A 16,596-nucleotide genomic window follows, 5' to 3' on the forward strand; every position below is an offset into this window, starting at 1 on the left:
TATTAGTACCATATTAAAAAAACTACATACACATACTCTTATCAAGAGTGGCGGAGGGACTGGCCCGATGATGCCCGGCAACCGAGCTTATGATGTATAAGCTAAGGTGCTAATTCCTGCAAAACGAGTTTTCGTTTTGGAAGATAAGAGAGGAACCTATTTTGTCTATTCGGCACCTCTCTTATTTTTGAGAGGTGCTTTTTATTTTGGAACATATATGGAGGGGGAACTATAGATGAAAAAAGTATTATTGAGCATTGTAAGTGGAGCAGTATTATTATTAGGCGCATGTAGCGGGGGTTCAGATAAAGAAATAAAAGCGTTAGATGAGAAAAAGATTACTGTCGGTGTAACCGGCGGGCCGCATGAACAAATTTTTGAAAAGGTAAAAGAAGTTGCCGCAAAAGACGGTCTCGAAATTGATGTAAAAGTATTTAATGATTATGTAGCACCAAACGTATCCCTAGATGAAAAAAGCCTCGATGTAAATAGCTATCAAACGAAATCATATTTAGACGTATTTAAAGCTGAACGTAATATGAAATTAACTGAAGTATTTTCAACAGTAACATTCCCTATGGGTGTATATTCGAAAAGCTTAAAAGATGTAAAGGATTTAAAAGAGGGCGACGCAATTGCTGTACCAAATGATCCAACGAATGAACTTCGAGCTTTAAAACTATTTGAAAAAGCCGGTGTTTTAAAAGTGGATCCAAAGGCTACAGAAAAAGCGACTGCGAAAGATGTAATTGAAAATCCAAAAAACTTAAAGATTGTTGAATTAGAGGCATCTCAATTACCGACACAACTAAGTGAAGTAAAAGCAGCTGCGATTAATACAAACTTTGCATTAGGTGCAAAATTAAGCCCTGCGAAAGATTCTATCTTCCGTGAAGGAAAAGATTCACCATATATGAACTGGGTCGTTGTTCGTACTGAAAATAAAGATGATGCTGTTGTAAATAAATTAAAGAAAGCTTATCAATCTAAAGAAGTGAAAGAATTTATCGAGAAAAAATTTGATGGTTCTGTTTTACCGTCTTGGTAGGAGCTGACGATAATGATTGAATTAAAAAATGTATCCAAAGTATTCACAACAAAAAAAGGGAATGTGGAAGCTCTTAAACCTACCTCCCTTCAAGTAAAAAAGGGCGAAGTATTTGGAATCATTGGATATAGTGGCGCTGGTAAAAGTACATTAATTCGATGTGTAAATTTATTAGAAAAGCCAACGACAGGAAATATTATTGTAAACAACCAAGATTTAACAACTTTATCAGCAAAAAAACTCGCAAAAGCGCGACAAAAAATCGGAATGATCTTTCAAGGATTCAATTTACTTAAAACCGTGACAGTTTATGAAAATATCGCATTACCTTTACGCCTCGCTGGCATTCCAAAAGTGGAAATTGAAAAAAGGGTAGAAAAATACTTACGTATTGTCGATCTTTTCAATCGAAAAGATGCCTATCCGAGTGAACTTTCTGGTGGCCAAAAGCAGCGTGTTGCCATTGCACGCGCACTATCACATGAACCTGAAGTGTTATTAAGCGACGAAGCAACAAGCGCTTTAGATCCGGAAACAACCGATTCTATCCTTGACTTATTATTAAAAATCAATGAAGAAATCGGGATCACAATTTTATTAATTACACATGAAATGAATGTCATCCAGCGTATATGTGACCGAGTTGCTGTTATGGAACATGGAGCAGTAATCGAAAGTGGGACTGTGAAAGATATTTTCACCAACCCACAACATATAACAACGAAGAAATTCGTAAATAGTGCATTTGCAGCTAGAATTCCAGAAGAGGTACAAAAAGAACTACAAAGAACCGGAGAAATCGTAACACTTTCATTTATAGGAACTTCTTCTGGCGAACCAGCGTTAGCTATTGCTACAAAACGTTTTCAAGTGTATCCAAATATTTTATCCGGTAATATTACACAGCTAAAACATGAAGCATATGGGAAACTGGTTATTCATATGCAGGGTGAGAAAAATGAAGTAAACCGTGCTTTATCATTTTTACAAGAACAAGGGATCATCGTAGAAGGAGGTAGAACAGATTATGGGAAACAAGTCCTTTTTGGATGAATGGGGTAAAGTCATATGGGAAGCAACCATTCAAACATTTCAAATGACATCTATTTCACTATTCATCTCTATCCTTATTGCATTACCACTTGGCGTCACACTTGTTTTAACGAGACCTGGTGGGCAGCACGAAAATAAAATCATTTATCCGATTCTTAATACAATTATTAATATCATTCGCTCTCTTCCATTTATCATTCTATTATTCTTCATTTTACCTTTTACAAAGTTTCTAATGGGAACATCCATTGGCGTGCAAGGGGTTATCGTACCACTTGTCGTATTCACAGCTCCTTATATTGCACGATTAATGGAGACAGCATTATTAGAAGTGGATCGTGGTGTTATTGAAGCTTACCAAGCGATGGGCATTTCTACTATAAAAATCATCTGGCACGTTATGGTGAAAGAAGCTCGTCCCTCCCTTGTACTCGGCTTGACAATTGCAACAATTGGCTTAATCGGTGCAACAGCAATGGCTGGACTTGTAGGTGCTGGCGGTCTTGGTGATTTAGCATATCGATTCGGACATTTACGCTACGAACCTGAAATAATGTATGCAACAGTCTTTATTTTAATTATCCTCGTTCAAGGGCTACAGTCTTTAGGAAATGGTGTTGCAAGAAGATTGAAGAAAGATTAAAAAAGAAGGTATCTCACCGAAATGAGATACCTTCTTTTTTATCTTTTAAATCCACCTTCAAAATGAATAACTTGTCCAGTAATCCATTCTGCTTCTTAACGACTTAATTTTTATCCTTCTTATATACCATGTAACTAGGTTCATTATAAACCCACTCACCTGTACCAATTCTTAACCAGCCACTCTTCTCTTCATATACTGTAGCTTTTTCACCTTTGCTGGCTTTTCTAACAACAGAGTAGCTAGCACCCGCTCCGCTACGAACATTTACCCCAATTCCATTAATTTCAACTGTACCAATTCCTTTTTGAACACTACCAGTTTCAATTACTTGAAGCATGTTTAAAATGAATGCTGCTGTTTCACCACGAGTCGTCGTTCCTTTAGGCACATACAGATTATCTCCCATACCTTTTACAATACCCAAACCGTATAATCTTTGTACTGCTTCTTTATAGATAATTTGATCTTTATCTGCAAATGGTAAGTTTGCCAATGGTCCATTTATTTTTTTATACTGTAAAGCTTTATTTACAATAACTGCAGCTTCTTCTCTTGTAATAGGTGTGTTAGGGTCAAAATTACCGTCTCCTCTACCAGAAATGATGCCTGCACTTGCAGTACGTTTAATACCATCTCGTAAAGTTGGATTTACATCATTTAAATCTTTAAACGTTGCATCTCCAGCTGGAAGACTTAGAGAATTAGAGATTAATTGAGCAAACTCAGCTCTTGTTACAGATCTATTAGGCGCAAAAATACCGTTTCCTTCTCCGACCATAATACCTCTTCTATTCAAATCACGAATAGCTGGCTCATACCAACCTCCTGTTATATCGTCTGTTGGTTGATAAAATTTATTATAATACCCTTCAACACCATTTACGAATGGAACCCATTGTCCACTGTTAATCATAATAGCAGGGCAGATTTTACCACTCCATTTTTGATGTTTTACAATATTATTTAATGGTACACCTGTTTCTTTCATTAAATAAGCTGCAAGTTTCTTAGCGTTATCTACTGCCTTATTATAGTCACCATCACTGTTAACTGCAATTTCAATTGCAATAGATTCTCTATTACCTGGTCCATCACCGTCTCCTGCGTGCCATCCGTTTTCGTTTAATGGTAAGTGTTGATAAATCTCTTTATCATCTACTGTAAAGTGCCATGATGCAGCTCGATCTGTTTGTCCTACTGCTTGGTTATATAAGTATTGAGCGTGGTTTTTAGCTCCTGCTCCTACACTTTTATTGTCGGTCTCGTGAATTGTAATATACTTTGGAACCATATGGTTTTGAGGACGAATATTCTCGTTACCAGTTGGGACAATCCATTCAGTGAATGGGACGCCATTTATAGTACTAGAAACTTTAGGAGCTGAAAAAGAAAGACTACGTTTTGTTCTATTTGAATTGTTAGGAACCGTTAATGTACCTGTTTCTTCATACATACCTTCTGAACCTTGAAGACTGTCCACTTTCTTATTATCGACAGTACCTCCACCACGTCCGTCTACTCCTTCAAAACTCTCTTCAATACTTTTTAAAGCCTGTTCATCTGATACCTGAAGTTGATCTGTTCCACCTTGTTCCAGAGCACTTATAGATTGATAGTTATTTACTGATTGTTGTTCCTCTGCGAACGATACCATAGATGAAGATAATACCGTTAGTCCTGCTGTTAATGCTACTACCTTTTTATGAAATGTAATACTCATGTTTAATTTGATATATCTTGCTATTTTAGATATATCTTCCTCCTTTAATAGACTTATAAAAATTCGCGAAAAGAACCTCCAAAATACCCTTTTGAATGTTGAAAACAATACTTAACATTTTACTCGATATCCCGTTTGTTTTCTATGAAATCTCTAAATTCTTTAAAAATCCTGACAACAAATAAAAAAGAACTCCTATTTTTAGAAATCCTTTTTTTCTACACCTCTGGGTATAAGTTTACTAATATGCTAGATATTAATTAATTTTACATAGTATTATAGTTCTTACATAGGTTAAACCAATATGAATAACTCTAAGTAACAATTATAGAAAAGAGCATGTTTTAAAAAGATTAATTAAAACATACTCTTACTTTTTTCAAATTTAGACCTTTAGCGAACCACGAAATCCTCTAGCAGCATAATAGGAATCTGCTCCATTGTGGTACACGAAAACGTGTCCGAAGCGATAATCGCAAAATAGAGCACCGCCAAGTTCTCGAATGTCTGAAGGTGTTTGTACCCAGCTTGATGATTTCATGTCAAAATCCCCAAACTGTTGCAACTCTCGATATTGTTCTTCCGTTAATAATTCAATGCCCATAGCAGTTGCCACATCAATAACGTTATTTTCTGGTTTATGTTTTTTTCTTGCCTCTAACGCTTCAAGATCATAACAAAGACTTCTGCGGCCTTTAGGACTCTCCTTTGAACAATCATAGAAAGTATACTCGTCCTTCTCTTCATCATAACCAACAACATCCGGCTCACCGCCAGTTACTTCCATTTCATGAATTGACCACAACTTTTCAGTATTAGTAGCCAGTTTTGCTTCAATCTTAGCCCATTCAAGACCTTCATGGCGGTTCACGTTTTTCTCAAAACGAGCTTGTAATACTTTTAATAGTTCTTCACGTTGTTCTACAGATAACTCATTTTTATTCTCTGTCATATTAGTCCTCCGAATTACGTTTCCTTATAATCATTTAAATCTTTTCAATAATAGTTTGCATACAGTTTACAACAAATTATATAATTTGTTGTATCTCTTTTTCAACAATCTAATCCGATTGCACAACGAAAAATCCCTGTGTGGATATCCATTATATAGTACGAAAATCTTTCATACTTTCACCAAGAATATAGTGTGAAAACCACATCAAATTCTGTTTCATAATAGCTACATTCATTCCTGGCTGATTAGGACTATATGCCATTCCTTTAAGTATAATTAACTCTGTATCGACTTCCATGTCTCTTAACCCTTCATATAGCTCATATGCATTTGTAGTTGGAATTCTTACATCCTTTTCCCCATGTTGAATTAAGGTAGGCGTACAGGCTGATTTAATATATGTCATTGGTGAAGTTTTCTTATATATCTCTGGATCATTCCATGGAGCATCTCCTAAATACATCCTAATAAAGTAAGGGATATCTGTATTTACATAATGGGTACTCCAGTTTGTAATTCCACCTCCAACTGAAATAGCTTTAAATCTACTACTAAATGTAGAACAGAAAGCTGATATATATCCTCCGTTACTCCATCCCATAACTCCTACTCTATCTTTATCTACAATCCCTTTTTCAACTAGTTCATCCACTCCAGATATAATATCATCATAATCAGCAATTCCTTGTTTTCTATAGTTTGCTTTTAAAAATTCATTACCATAACCAGAACTTCCTCTATAGTTTGGCTCTAAAACGATAAAGCCTTTTTCGATAAACTGTTCAATCGGATATTTTTCATTAAAACAGTCTGAAAATATCGGAAAGGATGCCCAAGATGGACCACCATGGATTACTACTAATAAAGGATATTTTTTATTTACGTCAAACTCTACTGGGGTTGATAAAACACCTTCTATTTCAAGACCATCACTACTTTTCCATGAGATGATTTCTCTGTTACTTTTAAGCCTTCCTTCGAAAAAGCTATTTTCATTCGTTACTTTTTTATCATCCAAATAGATTTCAAAGGTTTCATTTGTTATAGTTATAGCCTTAGTATATGTTATATAATTGCCATCCCTTGTTATAGAGGCATCCATTATAAACCCATCTACTGTTTCGCTTAACATTTCCACAGTGCCATCCTCACATAACAAGCCAATACGGTAATTCGTTTTATCCTGCCATCTAATTAAAATTCCTTTAGCTGTCCACTGTAATGGCATAACCGTACTATCAAAATTTGTTAAAGGTTGAATTACCTCTCTAGTATTCATATCATATATCTCTAATGTATTATCTTGTATATGATTTCTATAGTAATCCTTCTCTCTTATGCTTGCTGAGTAACATATTTTATCGCCCTCAGGAGAAAAGCAGACGCTCGCTCCTAACAACTTATCTATATTCATCTTTTGTAGTTCCCCAGCTTCAACATCTAATATGTATAGATCACCATTCATATAATCGTTTAAACTTGGTGTAGCCATACATACAACCTTTTTCCTATCATTTGAAATATCAAAGTTATGTATATAAAAATCCTTACCGTCCGTTAGTTGATAAACACCGCTAACCTTCCGTTCCTGTTTATCGTTTTGTTTCACTTTTTCTATTTCAATGTAGTATAAACAATTATTCTGATGTTCCTTACCTACATGATGGAAATCTCCATATCGTTCCTTACGTTTCTTTATCTCCTCACATTCTTTTGACTGTGCAATATAATAAAAACCTTTACCAGTAGGCTCCCATTTGAATGTATTAACTCCTTCCTTCTCATCCGTAATTTGAACCTCACTACAACCGTCTATTAACTTAACAAAGATCTGATTTTTATTAGCTCCGTCACCGCCTGGACTAAGGTATGCAATGCTCTTAGAATCTGGAGACCATACTGGATGTGTACTATCTATATCCCCATCTGTTAGTGGGTAACTCTGCCCTTTATCTTTCTCATATATCCATACATGATTTCTATACGTATTGTCTTCCCAGTTAGCTGTCTTCTTTACAAATGCTACGTTTTTTCCATCATCACTTATATTTGCACTTGATACGGCCGGTAATGAAATAATCTCTTCTATATTTAAATATGTTTTTGCTTTCACTTTCATATAATAAGCCCCCTTGTAATGTCCATGAATCTATCGTCTCTTCTCTTCATAATAAAGAAAATTGTTCACTGATACTTAAAATAGTAACGGAAAATTCAGATAAATAAAAGTGGTTCTATTCCAAATCCGATAAAGTAAAATTTTAATTAGTAGATTAGTAGGATTCTATCCACTTAGCAATTTTAGATGTTCTTTTTCGGCACAAAAATACCCCTTTAGATAACATATCTAAAGGGGTACAAATTCGTAAATTTATTTCAAATCCACACTATATTTATTAACCTACCAATCTCCTACTCAACAGTAACAGACTTAGCTAAGTTACGTGGCTTATCAACGTCACATTCGCGGTGAAGTGCCGCGTAGTATGAGATAAGTTGGAATGGAATAACTGCTACTAGCGGTGCTAGTGCTTCGTGTACAGCTGGTAATACGAAGCTGTCACCTTCCATTTCTAAGCCTTTCATTGAGATGATACATGGGTTAGCTCCGCGTGCTACTACTTCTTTCACGTTACCACGAATTCCAAGGTTTACGTGCTCTTGTGTAGCAAGTGCGATAACTGGTGTACCATTTTCGATTAAGGCGATTGTACCGTGTTTTAATTCTCCTCCAGCAAATCCTTCTGCTTGGATGTAAGAGATTTCTTTTAGCTTTAACGCACCTTCTAATCCTACGTAGAAGTCTACGCTACGTCCGATGAAGAAACAGTTACGAGTTGTTGCTAAAAATTGTTTTGCTAATGCGTCCATTTCTTCTTTTTGATCACAAAGTTCTACCATTGCATTTGCTACAATTCCTAATTCGTGTGTTAAATCGAAATCAAGAACTTCGCCTTTTGCTTTAGCAATGTCCGCAGCTAAAATTGAAAGTACTGCAAGTTGTGCTGTGTAAGCTTTCGTTGATGCAACTGCGATTTCTGGTCCCGCGTATAACGGAAGTGTGTAATCAGCTTCACGAGAAAGCGTAGAACCAGGTACGTTTGTAATCGTTAATGCTTTATGACCCATTTCATTTGTTTGCACAAGTACTGCACGGCTATCAGCTGTTTCACCACTTTGTGAAATGTAAATGAAGAATGGTCTTTCTGTTAATAATGGCATGTTATAAGAGAATTCACTTGCTACATGCACTTCAACTGGCATTTTTGCAAACTTCTCGATAAATTGTTTTCCAACAAGACCTGCATGATAACTTGTTCCACATGCAATGATGTAAATACGATCGCTATCTAAAATCGCATTGCGGATGTCTGCATTCAGTTCAATCTCGCCATTTTCATCTTGATACTTTTGAATTATATTACGGATTACAAGTGGTTGCTCATCGATTTCTTTAAGCATGAAATGAGGGTATGTTCCTTTTTCAATATCACTTGCGTCTAATTCCGCTGTAAACGGTGCACGTTCAATCGTTTCACCTTGTAAGTTTTTAATTGTAATACTTTCTTTCGTTACGATTACAATTTCTTTATCCATTAACTCAATAAATTGATCTGTAACTTGTAACATCGCCATAGCGTCGCTCGCCACAACATTAAAGTTGTCACCAACACCTACTAATAGCGGGCTTTTGTTTTTAGCAACATAAATCATGTTTGGATTTTCAGCATCAAGTAATCCGATCGCATAAGAGCCATGTAAAAGAGATAGCGTATTACGGAACGCTTCTTCTACACTTAATCCTGTGCTCACTTGTTGTTCCATAAGCTGTACGATAATCTCTGTATCCGTTTCACTTACGAACGTTACATCTTGTAAATATTCTTTTTTCACTAATTCATAGTTTTCAATTACACCGTTATGAACTAGTGTAAAGCGTTTTGATGTACTTTGATGCGGATGCGCGTTTACTTTGCTTGGAACACCATGTGTAGCCCAGCGTGTGTGACCGATTCCCACGCTTGCTGCTACGTTCTCATCTACGATTTCGCGAAGTTTTGCAATACGACCTTTTTCTTTGTATACAACAACACCGTTCTCTGCTTGTACTGCAATACCTGCTGAATCATATCCACGATATTCTAGCTTTTCTAAACCTTTTAATAAAATTTCCTTTGCATCTTGCTCTCCAATAAATCCTACGATTCCACACATGTTTAGTCGCCGTTACAAATGCTTACATTGCTCTGCGAACATGTAACGACATAGTCCGATACCATTTTTATTTATACTAAAAAACGGATTACATATTGCTAGCCCTGTAAGCTTGTAACGGCTTTCACCTTCCTCTCGATTGGGTTTAAGTCCGTATATACTTATACAGCTAGTTTGTATCCGTTCCTTTTCTCTCATCACACTTTCACCTTTGTCCACTAAGTCACCTTAATGATTTAAGTAAAAGCTTGCGGTTGTGATGAACAACCGAGAGTCATCCGCCGAAATCTCGATAAACTCCACCTCGTCAACTACACTACTTGTAGTTCTGGCGCTTCTATAATTTACAATATTTCCTTTGAGAAAAAGAACAAGACCATCTTATAACAAACATAGATAAACCGTCAATGAAATTTTTTTCATCGTCTATAAAACATATGAAAAAGGAGCACTTCTTGTGCTCCCTTTTCATAAATTTATTGAATTATTCAGCGCCAACTTCAGCTTTCACAACTTCTACAATACGATGTACATATGCGTCACAAACTTCTTGTGTTGGTGCTTCTGCCATTACACGAATAAGTGGCTCTGTTCCAGATGGACGAACAAGAATGCGGCCATCACCGTTCATTTCTTCCTCTACAACACGAATAATATCTTTAATTTTTTCATTTTCTAATGCTAGTTTTTTATCTGTTACACGAACGTTTACTAGTAATTGTGGGAATTTTGTCATCTCACCTGCAAGCTCAGATAATGGTTTTTTCGTCATTTTCATGATGTTCACCAATTGAAGTGCACTTAACATTCCATCACCAGTTGTAATGTAATCAAGTAAGATAATATGACCCGATTGTTCTCCACCTAAGTTGTAACCACCACGCTTCATCTCTTCCATTACGTAACGGTCACCAACTGCTGTTTTATCACTTGTGATATTGTTAGCTTCAAGTGCTTTGTAGAAACCTAAGTTACTCATAACAGTTGAAACGACTGTATTATGCTTTAATTGACCAGTTTCTTTCATGTACTTCGCACAAATAAACATAATTTGATCGCCATCAACGATGTTTCCTTTTTCATCTACAGCGATTAAACGGTCACCATCACCATCAAAGGCAAGACCAATATCAGCGCCTTTATCTTTTACTAATTTAGCTAATACTTCTGGATGCGTAGAACCTACTCCATCGTTAATGTTCATGCCGTTTGGTGAAGTTCCCATTGTTGAAATATCAGCCTCTAAATCCGCAAATAAGTATGGAGCTAAAGAAGACGTAGCACCATGCGCACAATCTAAAGCGATATGTAAACCAGAGAAATCTTCCTCTACAGTTTGTTTAATATATTGTAAATATTTTTGTCCGCCTTCAAAATAATCACTCACTTGTCCAAGGTTCGTACCTGTTGGACGTGGTAACTCATCAACATCTTTGTCTAATAAAGCTTCGATTTCTGCTTCTTGCTCATCTGTTAATTTAAAACCGTCTGAACCGAAGAACTTGATTCCGTTATCCTGTACTGGATTATGAGATGCAGAAATCATAACACCTGCTTGTGCATCTAACGCTTTTGTTAAATAAGCAACACCTGGTGTAGAAATAACACCAAGGCGCATTACTTCTGCTCCAGTTGATAATAGACCTGCTACTAAAGCTCCTTCTAACATATGTCCTGATATACGTGTATCACGGCCGATAATTACTTTTGGACGATCTGTATCTTTTGTTAATACATAACCACCAAAACGTCCAATTTTGAACGCTAATTCAGGTGTTAACTCCTGGTTCGCAACCCCACGTACTCCATCTGTACCAAAATATTTACCCATTATGATTCGCTCCTTTTTCTGGCTCTTTTTGATTATCTACTGTTGGCTCTTGACTAGTTTCTTGTTCTTTATTTTGTTCCTGTTCCTTTTCCGGGTCAGGCTTAGGCTTATGTTCAGGTTCAGGATTTTTTGGTTTTTCAGTTTGATTATCTTGGTTATTATTTGAATCTGGTTTTTCACCGTTACCCTGTACTTCTTTATCTGGATTTTCTTTCTTCACAATTGTGACTTTGGCACTTTTTTGCTTTGGCTCTATTGAAATATTACCAGGACCGCTCACTTGAATAGAAACATCCTTCGTCCCCGGAGATACATTTTGCAGATTAATGGCTGCTGTTATTTGAGCAGCTGTTATTTTATCTACTATACTTGTTTCTCCTGAAATATCAACGCTTATCTTCCCATCTTGCGGCGAAAGTAGCTGGGCCGTAACATCTTTAGAAAGTCCATTTTTTTGAATTGATATACCATCAATCGTTCTTGTTTTCGTTTGTTTTGTTTTTTGCACTCCTACCGAAACCTTCACTTGATTCGGTTTTGCACTTGTTACACCCTTTGGCAATAAAACAGAGGTATCGAATGTTGTAGACTCTGTCAATTGACTAAGATCTACTTCGACCCCCTCTATCGATTGTATATTATCCAATATATCTTTTGGACCTGCTATCGTTACTTCTCTCGGCTCAATGCTAATATTTGTAACGGCCAATCCTTCTGGTAAACTCCCCTTTTTCGTATACGTTACAGGAACAGTTTTTTCAGTATTATTGGCCGTAGCTTGCGTCGCCACATTCAATGTTACACTAATTTTAGATGGACTCGTTCTTACATTTAAACGTTTTCCTTCTCTATTGTATAATGTAACTTCGGCTGTTTTTGTAACAGTTTTATTAACACCTTTTAAATCAATATACGCCTTAGCAGATGAAATACTTTCAATTTCTTCTTTCGTCCCAACTACCTCAACAGTATCAGGTTTAATGTTTGATTTTTCAAGAGTTGAACCCGCTGGCATTTGATCCTCATTTGATAATTTTAAGTCTACATGAACGTATTTTCTCGCTTTTTCATGTAGAGTAATTTTAATTGTTGATGGCTGAACTGTTCCTTTCACATCATCTGGAAGCCCGTTCGTTTTCAAAGAAACTTCATAAGTTCCTTTTTCGCTATCTCTCAAATCAACTGGTATATCAAATTGTTTTTTTGCTTTTGCTGTAGCAACTGCTGCTTTTGGGCCCTCTAACTTCACCTTAACGCCCTCTGACGGAATACCACTTACAATATATTTCTCTTCATCATACTTAAGGTTAATGGCATAATTAGTTAAGGTTTCTTTCGCATCATTTGCGAAAGGTATTATCCCCGATGTCGTATTTTTTTCAGTTAAAGTCGCTGACATAAAAAGCATACACGCCAATAGTAATGAGATCCCTTTTAAAAACCAATGATTCTCCATTAACTTATCCATGACGCTTTCTCCTCCAATTCCATAAAGACGAAGAAGTCATTTTTTCGCTCGCACTAAATTCAGCTAACAACATATCTTTCAATTGTTCTGTCTTCAAATCACGATGCAACTTACCATTTTTCGTTAAAGAAATTTGACCTGTTTCTTCCGACACAACTACTGTGATACTATCAGTAACTTCACTAACTCCCATTGCAGCGCGATGCCTAGTTCCTAACTCCTTAGAAATAAACGGACTTTCCGATAACGGAAGATAACACGCTGCTGCTTTAATGGTACTTCCTTGCATAATAACCGCTCCATCGTGAAGAGGTGTATTAGGAATGAAAATATTAATAAGTAATTCCGATGATACGTGTGCATTTAGCGGAATACCCGTTTCCACATAATCACCCATACCGGTCTCTTTTGACAAAGTAATTAATGCACCAATTCTACGTTTCCCCATATATTCCGTTGCTTTCGCTATCGCTGTTGCAACGATTTCAGGTTCATCATCCTCATGAGTTCCAACACGCGAAAATAAACTCCCGCGTCCTAGCTGCTCAAGTGCTCTTCGCAATTCTGGCTGGAAAATAATAATAACGGCTAAAAATCCCCACGTTAATACTTGCTCAGTTAGCCAATAAAGCGTATGCAATTCAAGGAAAATACTGATCATCCGAACGACAATAATAACTGTAATCCCTTTTAAAAGTTGAACAGCTTTCGTCCCTCGGATTATGAGAATTAGCTTATATATAATAAACCATACAACGGCAATATCTAATACCGTACTAAGATATTTCAAAATGGTCGTATCTTCAAAAGGCATGCTAACCCTTCCTCCTACTTACGAGCAATTCTATCCATATATTGAAATATTGTTTTATGCTCTATCTGTATGTATTTCCAACAACTAGTTAATTATACCATACATGAAACAAACGACAATTACAAACAACCCTCCTTTAGTCTAAATTGGTAAGATGTCAAACATTATTATCGTACAGTATAATATAAATCATTATTATACGCTTATTTTCAAATAAAAAAAGCAACTTCTCAGTTGCTTTTCTTACATTTATTTTAGTTTTTCACCGAATAAAGAACCCATTAAAGCAACTGCTGTTGTTGCCGTTCTGTTTCGCTCATCTAAAATCGTATTTACTTCAACAAACTCAGCAGATGTAACAATATCAGCTTCCGCTAACATTTCCATTGCTAAATGGCTTTCACGATAAGATAGGCCACCAATTACAGGCGTGCCAACTCCTGGTGCATCATGAGGATCAAGACCATCTAAATCTAATGATAAATGTACACCATCAGTATGAGATAAATAAGCGATTGTTTCTTCCATAACAGCCGTCATACCCATACGATCAATCTCGTGCATCGAGAATACTTTAATACCTTCATTGCGAATAAAGTCTTTTTCTCCTTCATCTAATGCACGTGCACCGATAATTACAACATTCTCTTTTTTCACCTTTGGATATGCCCCGTATAAATCTACAAGCGTTTGATGTCCATACCCTAGACTTGCTGCAAGTGACATGCCATGAATATTTCCAGATGGTGAAGTTTCTTCTGTATTTAAGTCACCATGTGCATCGTACCAAATAACACCTAAATTTTTATAATGTTTCGCAACACCAGCTAATGTACCAATTGCGATACTATGGTCACCACCTAATACAAGTGGAAAACGTCCCTCTTCTATAATATGATCCACCTTACTTGCTAATTCGTTACATACAGTTGCAACTTGTGTAAGGTTTCTTAAGTTTGTATTTACATCTACTTCTTTTTCTCTCTCTATACGTATATCTCCTATATCTTTAACGTCATATCCAATTTCTTCAATTCTTTCAATTACGCCTGCATAACGGATTGCACTCGGCCCCATATCTACCCCGCGACGCATCTGTCCTAAATCCATTGGAACTCCAATAACTGAGATTTCTTTTTTCATAGATAGTATCCCCCTTTTATGCCTTCACTAAATATTTTAAATCTTTTATATAGTCTGACTCAACTCAACATTTTTCTGTATGGATATACAAATTATTCACTTGTATTCGCCTTAAAAACCCAATTTCAAGACTATTCTATGTATAAAGTTAACTTAATGAAACAACTACCATCATTATTATTAAATAATAATAAAAAACACTCCTACATTTAGAAGTGTTTTTCTGATGCTATTTTCCATACTGCGGCAATATTCTTTGCTGTCATTTCGATATTCTCTTCCGCTACTTTATATGCCTCTTCTAATGTCATAGGACTCGCTGTAATACTAAATACTGCATCGATTCCTTTTTCATGAACAGCTGGATAATTCGGAGATACAGATCCTCCAATAGCAATGACAGGAATACGAAAATGCTTTGCACGCTCCGCAACACCTACAGGGGCCTTTCCATATGCTGTTTGTTCATCTATTCTCCCTTCGCCAGTTATAATTAAATCTGCACCTTCTATATGCTTATCAAAATTTGTATAGTCTAATACAATTTCAATTCCTCTCCGCAAGTTTCCCTTTAACACTGCAATAACAGCTGCTCCCATTCCTCCTGCGGCTCCTGCGCCAGGTATTTTAGATACGTCGCAAGATAAGTATTGTTTAAGGATATTCGCATAATGCTTTAAATTCTCATCCAACTCTTTCACCATCTCTGCATTCGCACCCTTTTGCCTCCCAAATACGAAAGATGCTCCCCTTATTCCAACTAACGGATTATCTACATCACATGCTGCTTCTATCTTTATATGCAGTAAGCGTGAATCCATGCATGAAAAATCAATAGCGACAATCGAATGTAATGTTCCTCCAGATGGCTCTATTACTTCCCCTTTTCCATTTATAAACCTGACCCCTAAAGCTGACAGCATACCTGCTCCACCATCATTTGTAGCACTTCCGCCAAGTCCTAAAATAATGTGCTCAGCTCCTTCGTCTAGCGCATGTAGTATAAGCTCTCCGGTTCCTTTAGTCGTTGTAATAAGTGGGTTTCGCTTTTTAACCGGAACGTGTTGTAATCCTGATGCTGCTGCCATTTCAATAAACGCTGTCTTTTTATCTTTAGACATACCGTAAAAGGCTTGTATACGTTCTCTAAGCGGCCCTGTCACATGAAGAGGTATCATTCTTCCATCAGTAGCATCCACAAGTGAATCAACCGTTCCTTCACCTCCATCTCCAATTGGTATTTTTACGTACTCTGCTTTAGGAAAAATTGCTCCAAATCCTCTTTCAATAGCTTCACATACTTTTATAGCTTTTAAGCTTTCTTTATATGAATCAGATGCAATAACAACTTTCACAATTATCCCCATCCTTTATTTTCGCGTTTTCTCCATTTTAAATGACAAATATGAAAGTTGTCTTTTTAAATACAAAAAAAGCTTACATCATATGATATAAGCTTTTTTATTTAGATGGAGCCTAGCGGGATCGAACCGCTGACCTCCTGCGTGCAAGGCAGGCGCTCTCCCAGCTGAGCTAAGGCCCCTTAGTAATAAAGCGGAAGACGGGATTCGAACCCGCGACCCCAACCTTGGCAAGGTTGTATTCTACCACTGAACTACTTCCGCGAAAATGGTGAGCCATGAAGGATTCGAACCTTCGACCCTCTGATTAAAAGTCAGATGCTCTACCAACTGAGCTAATGG

At 36.6% G+C, this 16,596-nt stretch carries 13 protein-coding genes, 2 tRNA genes and 1 riboswitch; of the genes, 3 read left to right on the top strand and 12 right to left on the bottom strand.

Annotated elements, in window-relative coordinates:
* Positions 1–35 precede the first annotated feature (35 nt).
* Positions 36–150: riboswitch (SAM riboswitch) on the top strand.
* An 85-nt stretch (positions 151–235) separates the two neighbouring features.
* Genes AC3WTA_RS27005 through AC3WTA_RS27015 form a run of 3 tightly spaced genes read left to right on the top strand, consistent with a single transcriptional unit; the run spans position 236 to position 2,744 of the window.
* On the top strand, positions 236–1,048 hold the full coding sequence (locus AC3WTA_RS27005; protein WP_000756983.1) for a MetQ/NlpA family ABC transporter substrate-binding protein: 813 nt from the start codon (positions 236–238) through the stop codon (positions 1,046–1,048).
* 12 nt (positions 1,049–1,060) lie between these two features.
* The gene (locus AC3WTA_RS27010) at positions 1,061–2,101 is read left to right on the top strand and encodes a methionine ABC transporter ATP-binding protein (RefSeq protein WP_000571344.1); all 1,041 of its coding nucleotides are present in this window, start codon (positions 1,061–1,063) and stop codon (positions 2,099–2,101) included.
* The gene (locus AC3WTA_RS27015; RefSeq protein ID WP_000527134.1) at positions 2,076–2,744 is read left to right on the top strand and encodes a methionine ABC transporter permease; all 669 of its coding nucleotides are present in this window, start codon (positions 2,076–2,078) and stop codon (positions 2,742–2,744) included. Before AC3WTA_RS27010 ends, AC3WTA_RS27015 begins: the two co-directional genes overlap by 26 nt.
* A gap of 103 nt (positions 2,745–2,847) precedes the next feature.
* Here the strand turns inward: AC3WTA_RS27015 and AC3WTA_RS27020 are convergent, their stop codons facing one another.
* From AC3WTA_RS27020 to AC3WTA_RS27075, 12 genes are all read right to left on the bottom strand, one after another.
* Positions 2,848–4,467 carry an S-layer homology domain-containing protein gene (locus AC3WTA_RS27020; RefSeq protein WP_000028730.1) on the bottom strand — a complete coding sequence of 540 codons (1,620 nt, stop codon included), beginning with the start codon at positions 4,465–4,467 and terminating at the stop codon, positions 2,848–2,850.
* Positions 4,468–4,852: 385 nt separating this feature from the next.
* Positions 4,853–5,419, bottom strand: a complete 567-nt coding sequence (locus AC3WTA_RS27025; RefSeq protein WP_000138388.1) for a DUF4256 domain-containing protein — start codon at positions 5,417–5,419, stop codon at positions 4,853–4,855.
* A gap of 151 nt (positions 5,420–5,570) precedes the next feature.
* Complete coding sequence (locus AC3WTA_RS27030; RefSeq protein WP_492333084.1) at positions 5,571–7,541, bottom strand: S9 family peptidase; 1,971 nt, start codon at positions 7,539–7,541, stop codon at positions 5,571–5,573.
* Positions 7,542–7,834: 293 nt separating this feature from the next.
* Positions 7,835–9,637 carry a glutamine--fructose-6-phosphate transaminase (isomerizing) gene (glmS, locus tag AC3WTA_RS27035; RefSeq protein ID WP_000334152.1) on the bottom strand — a complete coding sequence of 601 codons (1,803 nt, stop codon included), beginning with the start codon at positions 9,635–9,637 and terminating at the stop codon, positions 7,835–7,837.
* A 12-nt stretch (positions 9,638–9,649) separates the two neighbouring features.
* A complete protein-coding gene (locus tag AC3WTA_RS27040; RefSeq protein ID WP_001208183.1) occupies positions 9,650–9,835 on the bottom strand; it encodes a hypothetical protein in 186 nt (61 codons plus the stop codon).
* A 286-nt stretch (positions 9,836–10,121) separates the two neighbouring features.
* Positions 10,122–11,468, bottom strand: a complete 1,347-nt coding sequence (glmM, locus tag AC3WTA_RS27045; protein WP_000521480.1) for a phosphoglucosamine mutase — start codon at positions 11,466–11,468, stop codon at positions 10,122–10,124.
* Positions 11,461–12,936, bottom strand: coding sequence for a CdaR family protein (locus tag AC3WTA_RS27050; RefSeq protein ID WP_070169272.1), 1,476 nt, complete (start codon positions 12,934–12,936; stop codon positions 11,461–11,463). The genes glmM and AC3WTA_RS27050 overlap by 8 nt, the downstream gene beginning before the upstream one ends.
* Positions 12,929–13,750, bottom strand: coding sequence for a diadenylate cyclase CdaA (gene cdaA, locus AC3WTA_RS27055; protein WP_492333085.1), 822 nt, complete (start codon positions 13,748–13,750; stop codon positions 12,929–12,931). Before cdaA ends, AC3WTA_RS27050 begins: the two co-directional genes overlap by 8 nt.
* 249 nt (positions 13,751–13,999) lie before the next feature.
* Complete coding sequence (gene rocF, locus AC3WTA_RS27060) at positions 14,000–14,893, bottom strand: arginase (protein WP_000711562.1); 894 nt, start codon at positions 14,891–14,893, stop codon at positions 14,000–14,002.
* Positions 14,894–15,102: 209 nt separating this feature from the next.
* Positions 15,103–16,248 carry a glycerate kinase gene (locus AC3WTA_RS27065; RefSeq protein WP_000869597.1) on the bottom strand — a complete coding sequence of 382 codons (1,146 nt, stop codon included), beginning with the start codon at positions 16,246–16,248 and terminating at the stop codon, positions 15,103–15,105.
* Between the two features lie 115 nt (positions 16,249–16,363).
* Positions 16,364–16,436 (bottom strand) — tRNA-Ala (locus AC3WTA_RS27070).
* 10 nt (positions 16,437–16,446) lie between these two features.
* Positions 16,447–16,518, bottom strand: a tRNA-Gly gene (locus AC3WTA_RS27075).
* Between the last annotated feature and the right edge of the window lie 78 nt (positions 16,519–16,596).

The sequence above is a fragment of the Bacillus sp. EB106-07-01-XG149 genome (assembly GCF_058791555.1).